The organism is Prosthecobacter sp. (genome assembly GCF_034366625.1).
Lineage (GTDB): Bacteria > Verrucomicrobiota > Verrucomicrobiia > Verrucomicrobiales > Verrucomicrobiaceae > Prosthecobacter.
The window spans coordinates 543,616-561,300 of the sequence record NZ_JAXMIH010000023.1; the positions used below are offsets into that span (position 1 = coordinate 543,616).

Consider the following 17,685-nt stretch of genomic DNA (forward strand, 5'->3'; position numbering starts at 1 on the left):
CGCGAGTATGGCGAAGCCTACTCGCCTGTTTTTCGGTGATGCGTTGGCGCTGGGACTGACAAGTGGCGAGTAGGCTAAAGCCATACTCGCGCTCCATGCGGCGGGGCGTTGCGTTACTTGAGCGTCTGCAAGTAGGCGACGAGATCGGCCAGGCCTTGCGGGCCAATGGCTGCTGCGAGGCCGGGGGGCATGAGGGAGTCCTTCATCTCCTCCTTTTTGACGATGCTGGTCTTCTTGATCGCCTGCGTGGCACCACCGGCCATTTTGAGCGTCAGTTCGACGTCGGTCTCGCTCACGACATAGCCGAGGACGGTTTGACCTTCCTTCGTGGTAACGGTGAGGCCGCCGAAGCTGTGCTCCACAGCAGCGCTGGGATAGAGCACCGCGGTGAAGAGGCCGTCTTTGCTCAGCTTGTTGCCGATCTGCGTGAGGTCGGGGCCGAAGTTGATGAACTGGCCTTTGACCTGATGGCAGGCCACGCAACCGGCCTGCATGAACATCGCTTGGCCTTTGGCGGCATCGCCTTTGAGCTTCATCAAGTCAGCGAGCGGCGGGAATTTCTCGGCGCCGAGGGCGGCGGGCAGCGGGAGTTCGGTGGCGGCTTGATTGCGCAGGCCGGCATCGGTGCTGCGGCTGAGGGCGAGCGCGGCGGTGGTTTTGACGGTGTCGGGCAGTTTTTTCTCGCTCTGCCATTTCAGCAGGGCGCGTCCGCCTTCGCTGCTGAGCGCGAGGGCCTCGACGATGCTGCGGCGCACGTCGTCGCGCTTCTCGGGCCAGAAGGCCTGGTTCAACACGGCCACGCTGGGCCGGTCGCTGACCTTGCCGAGCGCGGCGACGAGCTTCTTCGCTGATGCGGCGTCCGCCTTTGTGAGGAAGGCCACGGTCTTGCCGGTGTTCGCGGCGAGAATGCGTGCGGCGGTGATGGACTCGCCCGCATCGGGATGCGCGGTGATGTAATCGACGAGTTCCTGCTCGAACCCGGTCAAATTGAGCCGCTGCACGAGGTCGATGAATTCGGGTTTGCCGATGACGGGCTTTAGGAGTGAATCAAGCCGCGCCTTGGCCTCGGGATTGGACGCGATGACATTGCGGTCGAGCAGTGCGGTGGAGGCGAGGGCGGTTTCGGCATCGGCTTTGAGAAAGATGGTCAAAGCGGCCCTGGCTACTTCACTAGAGGCCGTTGCAGGTTGGAACTGAAGGCTTCGAAGAAATCTTACACCATTCCGGTTAGCCAATTTATATCCGCTATCCGCAGGATCTGTTAATGCATTAGCCAGGATGTTCGGGATATTGTTTCCGCGGGCTCGAAGCATTAAATCAACCATTGCTGATTCAAATGCTTCGGATATTTCAGGTGCTTCTCCTGTGGATGTCGAGGCCAGTCGTTCAGGCCAGCACTTCTCCGCTCCAATTCCCATGGCTTCTGACATGAAGCGATCAGGTCGAATATGTTTTCGTGCAAGTTGTCCCCAAAGTGTATTCGACCGATCACTGACATCAAATCGCAGCGCAATCGCCGCTTCGCGGCGAACCGCAGGCGAAGCATCCTTTACGACCTTAGCGATCACCTCACGCAGCATTTCGGGATGCGCTTGCTGGACGAGACGACGAGCGACGCGGATGGCGGTGATGCGGATGTTGGGGGCGGTGTCGGCGAGGGCTTTCGTGAGCGAGTCGGGCAGAGTCAGGTCATGCGGGTTCGGTTTGTCGGCACCGGGATTGATCCGCTCCCATTCATGACCAGCAAGCAGCCACAGCGCCCGAGCGCGATGCTGCGGGAGTGATTTTTTGTCGTCGAAGAGTTTATAAAGCTCAGGCTCGGCTTCGGAGCCGATTTCTTCGATCTTCTTCCACGCGAGGTAACGCTGCTCCTCATTCGGAGACTTCAAAGCCGCCACAGCGCCTTCAACGGTGTCCAATTTGAAATCAGCGATTTGATATTTCAGAGCAGCCTTCGTCGTCACGCGGAACAACCGCCCGCGCGTCACATCGCCCATCCCATGGCCGCCGACGCCGGGATCGTACCAGTCGGCGACAATTAAAGAGCCATCGGGGGCGACGGCGACATCGCTGGGGCGGAACCAGCGGTTCTTGGTGCCTTCGAGGATGTTGACGATCTCGGCCTTGTAACCGGCACCGTCGGGCTGGGTGATGTAGGCGCGGACGACGTTCGGTCCGGCATCGCAATGGATCGGCTGGCCGTGGAAGACGCTGGGGAGGAGATCGCCTTCATAGATTTGCATGCCGGTGGGAGAGCCTGCGCCGGTCATGAGCATGTTCGGGACGACGCCGGGGTCGTTTTGATGCCAGTGACGCTGTGGGATCTCGCTTTCCCAACCGATGCGCGGGATCTGCCAGCCTTCGCCGGTCATTTCGTCGGAGTAGCCGTAGTTGCCGAACTCCATGACGTAGTTGATGCGCACGCCTTTGTTGCCGTCGTCGTCGTTGTCGCTCTGCCACAGGGTGCCGAAGCTATCGACGGCGACTTCCCAGTTGTTGCGGAAGTTCCAGGCGAGCACCTCAACGTTGCTGCCATCCAGCTCGCAGCGGAAGACCATGCCCTGCTGGTAGGGGCGGTTGTTTTGATTGGTGCACTTCACGCCGTGGATGTCGGTGATGAGATTGCCGTCCTTGTCGCAGAGCTGTTTGCCGGCGTTGCCGAAATTGAAGTAGAGGCGGCCATCAGGGCCGAAGTGGAAGGCATGAATGCCGTGGTCGTGCTGCGCCCCGCCGATCTTGGTGAACATGAGTTCTTTGCGGTCGGCTTTGTCGTCGCCGTTGTCGTCGATGAGCCAGAACACATCGTCGCCGCAGGAGATGAGCGCTTTGTTGCCGAGCACGCAGATGCCGTGGGCGCTGTCCACATCGCGGCCCTGATGGAAGACGGTGGATTTGTCGGCCTTCGCGTCGCCATCGGTGTCTTCGAGGATGAGGATGCGGTCGCCCTCGGCGCGTTCGCCGTTGTGCTTGCGGTAATTGACGACCTCGCAGACCCAGACGCGGCCACGCGCGTCGATGTCGATGCTGGCGGGCGAGGCCATCATCGGCTCGCTGGCGAAGAGCTGGACCACGAGTTCAGGATGCACGTCGAGCTGCTCGGTGGAGTCCGCAGGCTCGTGCGAGGCTCCCGCAACGGCGCTGGCTTTCAGCGGGCCGGGATTCTCCGTGTAAACGCGGAACTCGACGCTGGTACCGCCGCCCTGCTTCGTGCCGCCTTCATCGAGTGCGCCGCGTGCTTTGAAGCGTTTCACGCCTGCGGGGAGGTTGAAGGTGATGACGCTGTTGGCATGGGTGCCGATGCCGTATTCGATGGCTTTGCCTGCGGAGCGCAGTTCACCGCCTTTGACGTTGGAATTGACGCGCACGTCGCCGAAACCGGCTTGGGCGGACTTCCACTCGATCTCGGTGAGTTTTTTCTCACTGCCATCGGCCAGGAGGAGTCGCGGCTCCGCCCAGTCCGCCCAATCGGCACCGAAGCCGTTGCCGCCATCGGTGACGACGAGGAAGAGTTCTTTCGCGTTGCTGACATCGACGTCGATCTCGACGCTGTGGTTCGGCGTCTTTTCGTCGATGACCTTGGATTGGAAAAGCGGCTTTGGAGCGGCGATGGCGAACGCGGGGGCGAGGAGGGCGAGCAGGATGGATTTCATGCGAGGGCGGAGAGTACGCAGGTATGCGGAGTGCGCTATCGCGGAGATATGGGGTGCGGCGGCGGTGGACGGAACACCGTTGGTGTTCGGCCTTGGGGGAAAAGGAGCGCTGGGGGTGAACCCAAGGGAGCACTCGCCGAGGCTCGGCACCCTTGGGCTGGATGACGCAAGCCCGTTGGGCTTGGGGATGCGGTTTGTGAGCTGGACAAGTGGTCGTAGGTCTGGCGCAGCTTTTGCAAGCGGTGCTTGACCAGACCGCACACGGAGTGTGCGGACCACTTTACTTCACATCCTCGCCGAGGTAGGCGGCGAGGTGTTTGCGGAGTTCGGTGCGGGCGCGGAAGAGGAGACTCTTCACGGCGGGGAGGGACATCTTTAATGCGGCGCAGATGTCCTCATAGGGGCGCTCTTCGTGGCGGCGCATGATGACGGCGAGGCGCTGCTTTTCGGGCAGGGCGGCGATGGCTTTGTCGAGCGCTTGCTCAAGCTCGGCCTGCTGCGTGATGTGATCGGCACCCAGGATGCTGTGATCGGCGAAGTGCTTCGGCGGATCGTCCTCGTTTTCCTGCTCCATGCTGACCTCCTTGCGGCGGGAGCGGCGACGTGTTTCGTTGAAGACGAGATTGCGGGTGATGGTGAAGAGCCAGGTGGTGAACTTGGCGGTGACCTCGTAACGCGGGGCGCTGCGCCAGACGCGGATGAAGACCTGCTGCGCGATGTCGTGCGCGTCGTCGATGTTGTTGAGCATGCGTGCGCAGGTGCCGATGATGGCGCTTTGATGCAGCTCGACGAGACGCTCGAATGCTTTCACATCGCCCTCTTTGACGCGAAGCATGAGCCGGACGCTTTCCTGATCGGAAGACTCCTCCACGCCGTCGGCGGCAGCCTGCGGCGGGGAAATGGGAGCGGTCCGTTCCGGTTCGGGCATGAGGTAGGCTGGCAGTGTGAGCGCCATGCTAGCGAGGGTCATGAGCGCTGTAAACCACGGGAGGTGTGGAATGGTTGCGCACGAAAGTTTGACGCTCCCTGAGGCACCGCTAGTTTCGGGAACGATGAACGATCAAACTTGGGACACGACTTTCCGCGAACTCTTCGAACGCTGCGTGAAACTGCATCGGGGAGGGGATTCGAAAGGAACAAAGTGGTTCACGGCGGCGGACAAGGCGTTTCTGGATGGCATCGGCTACACGACGCATGAGTTTTTCGACTTTGTGGACGATCACTGTCGCTATGGAGCCGAGGGGCCGACGCTGGAAACGGCGCTGCTCGTCGCGGCGGTGCGACGAGATTACTTCCGCGTGGTGCAAAACGGCAAACGCAGCGGCAAAATCGTGTCGCCGAGTGAGCTGCCCCCCAAACCGGCGATGGTGGACGGGATTCCGTGGCTGCCACGCTTGATCGTGAAGGCACGGGCGAAGCTGAAGGGCGAGATGGACCCGGACACGATGTTTGGCTGCGGAGGAGATCGTGCGTTCTTTGAAGAGCACAAGCTGCACCCGGCGGATTTTCTGCGTGTGACGTGGGCGGCAGGGGACGATGACCGGAAGATCATCGACTTCGTGAAAACGGGGAAGATGTGAAGCAGGGAGCGCGGGCTTCAGCCCGCAGCACGCCGCCAAACATCATTACGCCGAATTCTATTTGAGCGCCGTCATCTCCGACGACCTGCTGCGGAATAAATTCCACGCTCCGTTTACTTCTTCGGCTCGACGCCGCCTTCTTTGGCGACTTCGTCCTTTTTCTTCTGCACTTCAGATGAGGCGACTTCGAGGAGTTTGGGGGCTTCGCCGCCTTTGGCGACGAATTTCAGGGCGACGCCGTTGATGCAGAAGCGGCGGTCGGTGGGGGTCTTGAAGCCTTCGCCTTCAAAGACGTGGCCGAGGTGGGCATCGCAGCGTTTGCAGACGGTCTCGACGCGGCGCATGCCGTGGCTGATGTCCACTTTTTCGAGGACGCCCTTGGCCTTGGACGAATCATAGAAGGACGGCCAGCCGCAGCCGGAGTGGAATTTTTCCTTGGAGGTAAAGAGCTCGGCGCCGCAGCACACGCAGTAGTAGGTGCCTTCTCCCTGCTTCTCAAATTCCTCATAAATCTTGCCGAAGGGACGCTCGGTGCCGCGTCCGCGAGTCACTTCGAATTGTTCGAGCGTGAGCAGTTTCTTCCAATCGTCTTCAGACTTCACGACTTCAGGCTTGGGCATGGCTTTGGGGTCAGATTTGGGTTTGTCCTCGGCATTTACGATGCAGATGGCGGCGAGGAGAGCAGAAAAGAGGGCGAGGCGGAGTTTCATGGCGTTGGGGTTGCTGATACGTGGGAGAGGGGGCGAAGATTGCTTATTCCCGCAAAAGAGGCGGCCTCAATCCTCATCTGCACGTGCCATCTGGCCGATGTTCCAGAGCAGCAGGCGGAACCCGGCATCGGGGTGGCGGTCGGCGGCATTCGCCTGACGGCGGAAGGAGGCGAGAAGCTCCTGGCGCTCGGCGGTGGTGAATGATCCGCCGCGCAGCACGCCCAGGTCCGGCATGTCCTTCCAAGGATCAGAGACCCATTCCCACACGTTGCCGGAAAGATCGAACAAACCACGGCCATCGGCGCGGAAGGAGCCGACGGGCGATGCCTCGGCAGCGCCATCGGTGTAACCGGGAATGGCTTTCTTGCCGGTGCTGTCGGCCGTTTTGTCGAGGTAGTTGCCGGATTTGGCCGGAGGCGGCCAGATGAAGCCCCAAGGGTAGATGCCTTCGATTTTCAGGCTGCGCTCGGCGGGTGTTTTGCCCACTTCACGGGAGAGGTAGGCGGCCATGCTCCATTCGTCATCGGTGGGCAGGCGGTATTCCTGGTCGGGTTCGAGCAGGCCTTGCGCGCGTTCGCGATCGGTCAGCCAGCGACAGAACTGCTCCGCTTCGGAACGATTGACCATGGTGACGGGAAAATCGGGGCTGGCATCGAGCACACGGCCATCGATGGGCGGCTGATTCGTGGCTTTGGCGAATTCGGCGAAGTCTTTGCGGCGTGTTTCGGTGCTGGCGAGCATGGCCTTACCGAGCGGCACAAACTTGATGGCGAGGCTGTTTTGCCATGGCTTGCCAAAGACGACGGAGCCGGTGGCTTTCAGGCGCAGATTGAAGCTGATGCTCTGACCTTCTTTGAGCTTGCCGGTGGCCGCGTCCGGTTTGTAGCCGGGCAGCCGGACTTCGTAGTTGAAGCTGTCCGCGCGCACTTTGGGCAGCGACAGCGGCGTGCGGCCCATGAGACGCTCACCATCAAACACGTCCGCGCCTGCGGGTGTGCTGGCAATGTTCAGGCTGCCGAACTTCACACTGATGATCTCACAGCGGATGGCACTGTGGCCGGGCTTGGGTTTGGAAGCACCCGGCATGAGGGGGATGTTCGCCAAACGCCAGGTGTATTCGTGGTCGGTATCGAGCCGGCCGGACTGGCGTTCCATCGCGGTCATCCAGGCGCAGAATGCGTCAGCCTCGTCCTTGGGAATCACGGCAGCGTACAGCGTGGTCTTGTCCGGCATTGTGACGGGAGTCACTTCGTACTCGGCGGCGCCATAAGTGGCGTCGAGGAAGGTGCGGAACAGATCCGCGTTTAGCGGCAGATCGGCGACATGGCGGTCCTGTTTGTACGTGAACCACTGCTTGAGCCGGTTCTGCCACGGTTTGCCCGGTGTGGGCGGCTGGGGACGCGCGGGAAGCACTGGCTGCGGTTTGACCGGCAACGGAATGTCATAGGCCCATTCGCGCTGATGCTTCGCCATCACGAGGCCGCTGGCGGCGGTGAATGAGGCGAGCAGGGTGATGATGGCCGCGCGGCTGAAACGACGGATGAAGTTCTCCGGCTTTTTGTCACCCACATGCTGGAGTGATTCTGCAAACTCCGCTGCGGTGGCAAAGCGGCGCGTGAGATCGCATTCACAGGCCTGGCAGATGACACGATTGAGATCCAGCCAGAAGGGCCATTCTTCATCGGAGAGATTGTCCGGCACCTCGGGGAACTCCATGCGGTCTTTGCCGCTGCTCATCTCGTAGAGCACCTTGCCCAGGCTGTAGATGTCCGCCTGCGGCGTGCCGGGGCCTTCGGGCGGCACGAAACCTTCAGTGCCGACGAACGTGCGCTCCCCGAACGCGGCGACGAGGCCGATGTCCGCCAGTTTGCACACACCTCCGACGAAGATGATGTTCGAGGGCTTGATGTCACGGTGGGTGAGGCCGTGATTGTGCATGTAATGCAGCGCGTCGGCCATGTACACGCCGGCATCACGGCAGAAGAACGGGTCCAGCCGCCCGTGGCGCTTCATGTCCGTGGTGAGTGTGCGCGGGACGTAAGTTTGGGTGCTGGAGATGTTCGCGCCTTCTTCCGCGTCATCGGCCAGCTCCATCACGCAGTAGTAGAAGCCGCGCGTTTCATTCCAGCCGACGTGCAAAATATGCACGAGGCATGGATGGCCGCGGGAGATCGGCTCGAACTGCTGGATGCCCTGGAACTCGCGGTGGAAGGTGCGTGTGAGTTCAAAATCCTCGCGCCAGACGATCTTCACCGCGCGCAGCGCTCCGGTCACGCTTTGTGCCAGCCACACTTCACCGTAGGCACCGGAGCCGATGCGTTTGATCAATGTGTAGTCGGGAATGACGATGTCATCGCGGTGTGAGGGCGGACCGTTCTTGTCACGGCTTTTCACCTTCTGCTGGGCCGTGGGCGGGGCGATCGGCGGCGCGGGCAGCTCCATGCTGGCAGAGTCTGTCGGCGGTGATGATTCCCCGTCCTCGTCGTTTGCTCCGGCCAGCAACGGCACGTCAGCTTCCTCGTCCGCGATCTCGGACGGGGGAGGTGGTGCGGCTGGCAGGACGGCGGGATCGCTCATGAAGCTGGCGTGGGAGGAGGGGGGCGGCATGCCCTGGCCTGTTCAGCCAGCGCAAGCGCCCGGAAGTCTCCCACTAAAGCATCGTGTTCTCAAGCCCCTGAACTTCTTTCTTTACCAGAGCCCCGACGCGGTGCTTGGCCAGATAGACCTGGGCGGCGTTGATGCCGAGGGCTTCGGAGGTCTTCTTCACACCCCAGCCCTTCATCACGTAGCAGTCGAAAATTTGAAATTGCCGTGGGGAAACCTTGGCCTTCACGCGTTCGAGCGCGGCGGCGGTGATGTTGTCACGCCATTCGCGGTCCCAGATTTTCTCCAGCATGTTGTCCTTGTCCTGGGAGAGGCGGTCGATCACCTGCCCGCTGGTGTCCTCGCTGTCGGCATTGCCCTGGTCCGCGAGGGAGGGCTGGCGCTTGCGGGCGCGGAACACATCGAGAATGCGCCAGCGCGTCATCTGCAGCAGCCAGGCCTTGAACGAGCCGGCGCGCGGATCGTACTGCCCCTTCTGCACCTGACGGGCGATGGCGATGACGGTTTCCTGCACCACGTCGAATGCTTCCTCGCGGGTGAGGCCCGCCTTGGTGCCGACGCTGAAAATCAGGCGCCAGTAGGTCTGGTAGAACTCATTCCACGTCTTCTGGTCCTCCCAGTTGTTCAGACGCTCGATCAGGCTCTTGCGGGTTTTCTCCCACAGGCCTTTCTCTTTCTTCACGTCTTCCGGGATCGGAATGTCTGGTTCTGGCTCCGGCTTGCTCATTGCGCGCTGATTCTCAGCGGATGAGCCGCCCTGTCAAACCTTAGGAACTCAACAGGCGCAGAGAATTTTGACGAAAGAGAAATGCCTCGCATGGCGGGGGACGGCTTCAGGCATGCATCAGCGCCGCAGCATCACGATCAGCTCATCCATCTTGTCCGCGATCTGCTGTACCTCGCTCTGCGTGGGTGGATCGCTCACTGTTATCCCGAGCGTGGCCACGTTGTTGCTGTTGCTGCTGGTGGTGGAGATGGCGTAGGTGAGCTGCTGGAGCGAGACCTCACCGGGAGCGCCCGGCAGGCCTGGCTCACCCTGGATTCCCTGCTGACCCTGGCCGCCATCGCTGCCGCTGCTGCCCTGCGGCCCAGTTGGGATGCTAAACGTGAATTGGATCGTGCCACCCACCACGCTGAGCGTCACCGCCGCCGGTTCTCCCGCAGGCAGCGTGTTGGTGGCATCGACTTGAGCCGCCGTGATTGTCTGGATCGCGTCGATGAGGTCTTTGAGGCCGTTGAACTGGCCGCGAAATGGCGGGGCTTCGATCAGCGCATGATCGGCAGGAAAGTTGGGGTCGTAGGGCATGATGGTTGAAGACTAGGGGGACGTGGAGACTGGGAGACTTGGAGAGGAGAACTTCTCCCGAGCGAAGCGAGTCTCCAAGTCTCCCGCGCAGCGTTTCTCCAAGTCTCTCTTAACTCACGGTGCCATGCAGACGATTTCGCTGCTCCAGGGGCTTGTGCCTGCCGCGCCCACGGCGGCCATGCGGAAGGCGTACTTCTTGCCGCTGGTCAGGCCGCCGTTGTCTGATTTGCGCGGGCCGACGCTGCATTGCACCCATGCCGTGCCGTCGATGTGTTCGCGGCACTCCGTGAGGTAGGTTTTGGCACCGTCCTTTGGCTTGCAGGCGGTTTTGACCACGCCGGGGAAGTTGCTCATCACCGCCGTCACGTTTTCCGGCGCGGTCAGCGGGCCGATGGGCGTGCCGGGGGTGCCTGCCACGGCAAAGCCGCTCAGCGGGATCTTGGTCGGATCACCCTCGCTCGTTTCATCCACGTAGGCGGCGCGGTCGCGGATGCTGTCCTCGTGATTCTCCACCAGCACTGGCAGATTCGCCCGCGCGGCTTCCAGTGCTGACTCCAATGAGGCGATCAGGTTGATGCCCGTCCCCAGCGCATTGTGCGTCAGGTTGAAATCCACCACGCTGGGCTCCGGCGTGGCGTAGATGGCCACCCCCGCAGGCAAGGCGATGGTGGCGATGAGGTTCGTGGAGTAAGCAAAGAGTTGCTCCGGGTTTTTACCGTCAATTCCGAGTTTAGCTCTGGCCATGGTATGCTTTCGTTTGGTGGGAGCAGGTGGCACCGGAGCTTCATCGAAGCGCGCTGAACTATCGAACTGCGCTTGCCCGAAATACGCCATTGCCGTCGTCCCGTGGGTTGGTCGTTGGATGTGGCGTGGCACCCGGAAGGGCCGAGCCACACTAGGTGACATTCGTTGCCAGTCGGGCCGTGTTTTAATTCAATTATTGACTAGGAAACAACAAATATATTTTGCCATCCTCGGCTCTTTTGCCTAATTCATTGAATGCCTGCGCATTACAGAGGCAACTATTTCTGCGCGCCGTCTGTGCTCGGCCAAAAACAAAAGAGGGTGAGACCAGCACCATCTTTGGTCGCGCTAGAGCCATCCATGGAAACGCTAGAACCATGCAAGGCAGCGCCGATACCATCCATGGAAACGCCAGTACCATGCAAAGTAGCGCCGGTACCATCCATGGTAGCGTCAGTACCATGCATGGTACGGCCAGAACCAGGTATGGAAATTCGGTTTTCACCCCTGGAAATGCTCTTGGAGCGCCTGATTGGCCTCAAAAGTGAGAAACGATGTCAGGCTGCAACTGGCTGACAGGAAAGAGGCAGGTGACGATGCGTGACAGGGGAGAGGAGGAGGGCGGAGACGGGGTGACTTTGAGACTTTGAGAATGACGAATGTGGAATGATGGAAGGCAGGAATAAGGACAGGCTTAGTTGCGTTTGTGCCCCCGCGCCGTTGTGTGCAGCACCCCGATGACCATCCGCAAATTTGAACAGCGCTACCTGAAGAACATCCATGAGATGAAGGAATGGCCGGCGGCCGTGTTTGGCCGGGACCGGAAGCTCATCGCCGAGGGAAGTGTGTTTTTCTTCCCCACGCCGGATGCCCAGCGGCGGCGCTGCGCGTTCCGACTGGCGGGCCGGGCGAAACCGGGCCTGCCGAAGCTGATGGAACTGAAATCCCAGGCCGGCTTCCTGAAGCTGGGAGACGACTTTGTGAGCATCACGGAGGTGAAGATCCTTACCGGCAACGGGTCGGATCTGGAAATGACGGTGACATTTGCCAGCCGGACGCAGCCGCTGACGCGCGCCTGACTTCCGGGCAAGAACTTTATTAAAGAGGCCGTAAATGGCCATCCCCCTCCCTGCGTGACTTCTACTTCTGTGCCGCAAAATGAACTTGAACGTCTCGCCGCTTTCCAGCAGGCGGTGCTCAGCAGCGCGGGCGCTGGCATCATCTCCACCACGCCGGAGGGTGTCATCAGCCTGTTCAATCCAGAGGCCGGGCGAATGCTGGGCTACACAGCGGACGAGTTGCTGGGCAAACTCAGCCCCGGCATCTTTCACGTCGAGGCGGAGGTGGTGGCGCGGGCGGCGGAAGTGTCCCAGGAATTGAACCAGGTGGTCACTCCAGGCTTCGAGGTCTTTGTGGCGAAGGCCCGGCTGGGGCAGGCGGAAACGCGCGAGTGGACTTATGTGCGCAAAGACGGTTCGCAATTCCCCGTCCTGCTCACCATCACCGCCATGCGTGATGAGACAGGTGGCATCACCGGTTTCCTTGGCGTCGTCCGGGACATCACGGAGCGAAAGCGCGCGGCGGCGGAGCGCGACCGCTTCTTCGACCTCTCGCTGGATCTGCTCTGCATTGCCAAAACGGACGGTTATTTCAAACGCCTCAACCCCGCCTTCACAGCGGCGCTGGGCTGGAGCGCGGCGGAGCTGATGGCGCGGCCATTCCTCGACTTCGTGCATCCTGACGACCAGGCCGCCACGCTGGCCGAAGTGGGCAAACTCAGCACCGGCCAGCCAACGCTGCATTTTGAAAACCGCTATCAGTGCCAGGATGGTTCGTGGCGGACACTGGCGTGGCGGACCATGCCGCAGCAGGACGGCACTCTCTACGCCACTGCGCGTGATGTGACGGCGGAGAGGGCGGCGGCGGCGGCCCTGCGGCACAGTGAGGAAAGCCTGGCCGTCTTGCTGCACTCCATTGGCGACGCCGTGCTGGCCACTGATCCGCAGCGCAAGGTCACACGGATGAACCCCGTGGCGGAAACACTCACCGGCTGGACGCAGGCCGAGGCGTTGGGGCGGCCCATCGAGGAAGTCTTCCGCATCATCAATGAGGCAACACGCCAGCCTGCGGTCATTCCGGTGGATGATGTGCTGGCCACCGGAGAAATCCACGGCTTGGCCAACCATACCGTGATCATCTCGCGTGATGGCACCGAGCGGGCCATCGAGGACAGCGCCGCTCCCATCCGGGACCTGACCGGGCGCATCCGTGGCGTGGTGCTGGTCTTTCGTGACGTGACTGATGCGCGCCAGGTGGAGCGCTTCGAGCGCGAGCAGCGGGAGCGGACCGCCCGGTTCCAGACCGCGCTGCTGGCCATGCGGGATCATGAGGGCGAGGATGCGCAGGCGTTTTTCCGCCATGCCACCGCCCAGATCGCCGAGGCTTTGCGAGTGGAGCGGGTGAGCCTGTGGCTGTTTGACGAGGCGCAGGCCGCCATCGAGTGCCGGGATTTGGTGCACCGTTCGACGGGGTGCCATGAAAGCGGTGCGCGGCTGGCGGCAGCAGATTATCCGGACTATTTTGCCGCCCTCCAGCGGCTGGACGCCATCGTGGCCTCTGAGGCCCGCACCCACCCGGCCACCCATGAGTTCACCGCAGGCTACCTCGATCCGCTGGGCATCACCTCCATGCTGGATGTGCCCGTCCGCGAGGGAGAGGTGGTCGGCGTGCTCTGCTGCGAGCACACCGGCCCGGCCCGGCAGTGGACGGGGGAGGAATGCAAGTTTGCCGTGTCTGCCGCCTGTTTTGTGATGATGGAGATCGAGCAGGAGCGGCGGCGCAAGGCGGAGACGGCCCTGCGCGAGATGAACCTGCACTTGGAACAGCTCGTGGCCGACCGCACGGCAAGTCTGGCGGCCAATGAGCGTCGTTTCCGCGCCACCTTTGAGAGTGCGGCGGTGGGCATCGCCCATGTGGCACGAGACGGGACGTTCCTGCGGTTCAACTCGCAGTTCTGCAAGATCGTGGGCCATCCGCACGCGGAGCTGGTCAGGAAAACGTTTCAAGAAATCACGCATCCGGACGACCTCGCTCGGGATCTGGAACAGGCCGGGCAGTTGTTCAGCGGCGTGATTGATTCCTACACGCTGGAGAAGCGCTATGCGCGCAAGGACGGCACCATTGTGTGGGTCCATCTCCGCGGTTCGGTGGTGGATGAAGGCGCCGGCGGCGACACCTACGGTCTGGCGGTGATCACCGACATCACCGAGCGCAAGCAGACGGAGGCGGCGCTGCGCGTCCTCTCCTCGGAGCTTTCCAGTCTGGTTGGCGAAGAGTTTTTTGTTCAGGCGGCGCTAAAGCTGGCTGCTATTCTGGAGGTTGAATCGGCGTTTGTTTGCGTGCCACTGGATGAAGAACGCACTCGTTTTCGAACCCTGGCGTTTGCGGTAGATGGGGTGCCGCTGCCCAACGTCGAATATTTGGCGGAAGGGACGCCTTGCGCGGAAGTCGGCGACGGCAAACCCCATGTGGTGCCCAGCGGCGCGGCGCGGCGCTACCCGGCGGACCGCATGCTGGCGGAGATGGGCGTGGAAGCGTATGCCGCCCTGCCCGTGGTCGATTCCAAGGGCGGCCACAAGGCGCATCTGGGGGTGATGAGTCGCAAGCCTTTGCCAGCCTCGCCGCAACTGCTGTCCATTCTGCAGCTCTTTGGCGTGCGTCTTTCGGCTGAAATGGAACGGCAGCAGAGCGAGCAGCGCTTTCACGATCTCTTTGAGTTCGCCCCGGATGCCATCCTCATGACCAACCGGGATGGGATCATCACCCTCGTCAACCGGCAGGCGGAGCAGCTGTTTGGCTACACGCGTGCCGAGCTCGTCGGGCAGCCAGCGGAAATTCTGATGCCACCGGTCACAGGGGGGAGTCACGTGAGCCTGCGCCAGCAATACCTGGAGACCGCCATGCCCCGGCACATGGGCGGCGGCCGCAGCAACCTGCAGGGACTGCGCAAAGACGGCTCCGTCTTCCCGGTGGACATCAGCCTCAGCCCCATGCAGACGGACGCAGGCATGATGGTGGCTGCCGCCGTGCGTGACATCTCCGAACGTGTCAAGGCGGAGTCCGCAGTGCAGCAATCCTTGCAGGAGAAAGAAACGCTGCTCAAAGAAATCCACCACCGCGTGAAGAACAACCTCCAGGTCATCTCCAGCCTGCTGGCCATGCGGACGGACACCGTGGCGGATGCCAGCGCCCGCGCTCTGCTGATCGAGAGCCAGCACAGGGTGCGTGCCATGTCGATGATCCATGAACGGCTTTACCAGTCTGACTCACTGGCCAGGGTGGACTTCAGCGACTATGTGAGCCAGCTCGCCACCTTCCTCCACCGCAACTACGCCACCAGCGGCCTCGTGCGGCTGCTGGTGGATGCGGACGAAGAAGTGATGCTGAACATTGACACCGCCATCCCGGCCGGACTCATCCTCAACGAGCTGGTTTCCAACGCCTTCAAGCACGCCTTCAACGACGGGCAGCCCCACGAACTCTCCGTGCTGCTGAAACAAACGGACGCAGGCGTCAGCCTGACCGTCGCTGATGACGGGCCGGGGCTGCCTGCGGGCTTTGAAACCCGGAAGACCGAGTCCTTGGGCATGGAACTGGTGGAGACCCTCACCACCCAGATCAAGGGCCGGCTGACCATCGCCAGCACAGCGGGTGCCAGCTTCCGTCTCGATTTCACCGAATTGCTCTATGTTGACCGCAATTAACGCCCCCCCGCCGCAAGCCAGGACCAAAGTGCTTATTGTCGAAGACGAGGGCATCGTCGCCCGTGACCTGAAACGCCGCCTGGAAAAGCAGGGCTTTGAGATCTCCGGCATCGCGGACAATGCGGTGGATGCCCTGCGTCTGGCAGTGGAAAATCCGCCGGATCTCGCCCTGATGGACATCATCATCCAAGGGGATCGCGACGGCATCGCCACCGCACTCGAGCTGCGCACTCGGCATGACATTCCGGTGGTGTTTCTCACCGCGCACTCCGACATGGCCACCATCCAGCGCGCCAGGAGCGTCCTGCCCTATGGCTATCTGGTCAAGCCCTTCGAGGAACGCGAGCTGCTCACCACCATCGAGATGGCCACCTACCGGCACCAGACCGACGCACGGCAGCGGCTCTACCAGCGGGCCATCTCCGCCACCACAGTGGGCATGCTCGTCACCGACGCGTCCCAGCCAGACCTTCCCATCATCTCCTGCAACGCGGCCTTTGAACGCATCTCGGGTTATTCTGAGGCCGAAATCATCGGCAGAAACCCGCGCTTCCTCCAGGGGCCGGAATCGGACCCGGAGAGCGTCCGCGTGATGCGGGACGCCGTCCAGGCCGGCCGCGACTGCCAGGTCACGCTGCGCAACTACCGCAAAGACGGCACGCCCTTCTGGTGTGAAGTGACCATCTCCCCTGTGCGGGACGCCTCCGGCCAGTTGACGCATTTCATCGGCGTGGAAAATGACGTGACCACGCAGCGGCAGGCCGATGAGCACATCCGCCACCAGGCCGCGCTCATTGACCAGGCCAACGATGCCATCTGTGTCTTTGATTTGGAGTCACGCGTCACCTTCTGGAATCCAGGAGCGGTGCGCCTGTATGGTTTTGCCACGGAAGAAGTCTTTGGACGCCCGATCATGGACAGCATCTGCCGCGAGCCTGCTGAAAAGCGCGAAGCCTTCATCCAAGAGGTCTTCCGCGTCGGCCACTGGAATGGTGAGATACGTCACCAGACCAAGGACGGACGTGCGCTGACCGTTCTCAGCCGTCTCACGTTGCTGACGGACGCCCACGGCCTGCCCAGCGGCATGCTCGCCGTCAACCATGACCTCACCGAAACCAAAGCCCTCGAACAGCAGCTCCTGCGCTCCCAGCGGCAGGAAACCCTCGGTGCCCTGGCCGGCGGCATCGCTCACGATTTGAACAACGCCCTGGCCCCCATTCTCATGGGCGTGGAGCTGCTCAAAGCGAAGTATCCCGGCGCGCCCGGCATCGTGGATCTGTTTGATTCCAGCGTCAGACGCGCAGCGGCCATGATCCGGCAGTTGCTGACCTTCGCCAAAGGCACGGCGGGGGAACGAAGCCCGGTCCAGCTCAGCTACCTCATCATGGAAATGCAGGGCATCATCGAAAGCACCTTTCCCAAAAACATCACCGTCCAGGTTCATGCTGACAGCAACCTGCCAACCGTGCTGGCGGATGCCACCCAACTGCATCAGGTGCTGCTGAACCTGTGTGTCAACGCCCGTGACGCCATGCCCACAGGCGGCACGCTCACCCTCGCGGCAACAAAAGTGGAAGTCAGTGTCGTGCAGGCGGGCATGCCCCCCAACGCCAAGACTGGCTGCCATGTGGCAGTGAGTGTGCGGGACACCGGCACCGGCATCCCGCTGGAAATCCGCGAGCGCATTTTCGACCCCTTTTTCAGCACCAAAGCCGCTGACAAAGGCACCGGACTGGGCCTCTCCACCGTCATGGGCATCGTCAAGGGCCACGACGGCTTTCTGAAAGTGGATTCCGCACCCGGCCAGGGCACGGCCTTCACCGCCTACCTGCCCGCCGCAATCTCCGCCGCCGAGGCCGCGCCCCAAACCAAATGGAAAATGTCCTTTCAAGGGCAGGGAGAAACCATCCTGTTTGTGGATGATGAGCCTGCGGTGCGCGAAGTCGCACGCGAAGTGCTGCAACGCATGAATTTCCGCGTGGTGCTGGCCAGCGATGGCATCGAGGCCCTGATGTGGCTCAACGAGCATCAGTCCATCCTGCGTGCCGTCATCACCGACCAGCACATGCCCAACCAGGACGGCCTGGTCTTCGTGAGCATCCTCAAGAAAATTCTGCCGGACATTCCGGTCATTGTTTCCAGCGGGCGTCTGGAAGATGACATGCGCAAGAAATTCCAAGCGCTGGGGGTGAACGCGTTTCTGGACAAACCCTGTGCTGAAGACCAGCTCGCCGCAGTGCTGCACAGCATTTTCGCACCGGCCTGAAGCTGCCGGTCTTTACTTGAGCGCCTGCACGGCCTTGTGCGCCGTCACCTGCATCGCCGTCA

General features: G+C 61.7%; 11 protein-coding genes. 4 read left to right on the top strand and 7 right to left on the bottom strand.

The window, feature by feature from the left end:
• Nucleotides 1-113: 113 nt before the first annotated feature.
• The gene (locus U1A53_RS22855) at nt 114-3,650 is read right to left on the bottom strand and encodes a PVC-type heme-binding CxxCH protein (RefSeq protein ID WP_322284182.1); all 3,537 of its coding nucleotides are present in this window, start codon (nt 3,648-3,650) and stop codon (nt 114-116) included.
• Nucleotides 3,651-3,930: 280 nt separating this feature from the next.
• Nucleotides 3,931-4,620 (bottom strand): sigma-70 family RNA polymerase sigma factor, encoded by a 690-nt coding sequence (locus U1A53_RS22860; RefSeq protein WP_322284183.1) that lies wholly within the window; start codon nt 4,618-4,620, stop codon nt 3,931-3,933.
• A gap of 82 nt (nt 4,621-4,702) precedes the next feature.
• Between U1A53_RS22860 and U1A53_RS22865 the strand changes: the two genes are divergently transcribed.
• Nucleotides 4,703-5,230, top strand: coding sequence for a hypothetical protein (locus U1A53_RS22865; protein WP_322284184.1), 528 nt, complete (start codon nt 4,703-4,705; stop codon nt 5,228-5,230).
• Nucleotides 5,231-5,343: 113 nt separating this feature from the next.
• Here the strand turns inward: U1A53_RS22865 and msrB are convergent, their stop codons facing one another.
• The 5 genes from msrB to U1A53_RS22890 form a co-directional block, all read right to left on the bottom strand.
• Entirely contained in the window at nt 5,344-5,940 is a 597-nt protein-coding gene (msrB, locus tag U1A53_RS22870) for a peptide-methionine (R)-S-oxide reductase MsrB (protein ID WP_322284185.1), read from the bottom strand.
• 66 nt (nt 5,941-6,006) lie between these two features.
• Complete coding sequence (locus tag U1A53_RS22875) at nt 6,007-8,547, bottom strand: bifunctional serine/threonine-protein kinase/formylglycine-generating enzyme family protein (RefSeq protein WP_322284186.1); 2,541 nt, start codon at nt 8,545-8,547, stop codon at nt 6,007-6,009.
• Nucleotides 8,548-8,590: 43 nt separating this feature from the next.
• A complete protein-coding gene (locus U1A53_RS22880; RefSeq protein ID WP_322284187.1) occupies nt 8,591-9,271 on the bottom strand; it encodes a sigma-70 family RNA polymerase sigma factor in 681 nt (226 codons plus the stop codon).
• A 117-nt stretch (nt 9,272-9,388) separates the two neighbouring features.
• Nucleotides 9,389-9,850 (bottom strand): hypothetical protein, encoded by a 462-nt coding sequence (locus tag U1A53_RS22885; protein WP_322284188.1) that lies wholly within the window; start codon nt 9,848-9,850, stop codon nt 9,389-9,391.
• A 114-nt stretch (nt 9,851-9,964) separates the two neighbouring features.
• Entirely contained in the window at nt 9,965-10,594 is a 630-nt protein-coding gene (locus U1A53_RS22890) for a fibronectin type III domain-containing protein (protein ID WP_322284189.1), read from the bottom strand.
• Nucleotides 10,595-11,331: 737 nt separating this feature from the next.
• Here U1A53_RS22890 and U1A53_RS22895 point away from each other — a divergent pair.
• The 3 genes from U1A53_RS22895 (at nt 11,332) to U1A53_RS22905 (ending at nt 17,623) form a co-directional block, all read left to right on the top strand.
• Entirely contained in the window at nt 11,332-11,673 is a 342-nt protein-coding gene (locus tag U1A53_RS22895) for a hypothetical protein (protein WP_322284190.1), read from the top strand.
• 69 nt (nt 11,674-11,742) lie between these two features.
• On the top strand, nt 11,743-15,357 hold the full coding sequence (locus U1A53_RS22900) for a PAS domain S-box protein (protein ID WP_322284191.1): 3,615 nt from the start codon (nt 11,743-11,745) through the stop codon (nt 15,355-15,357).
• On the top strand, nt 15,341-17,623 hold the full coding sequence (locus U1A53_RS22905; RefSeq protein WP_322284192.1) for a response regulator: 2,283 nt from the start codon (nt 15,341-15,343) through the stop codon (nt 17,621-17,623). The genes U1A53_RS22900 and U1A53_RS22905 overlap by 17 nt, the downstream gene beginning before the upstream one ends.
• Nucleotides 17,624-17,685: the final 62 nt, after the last annotated feature.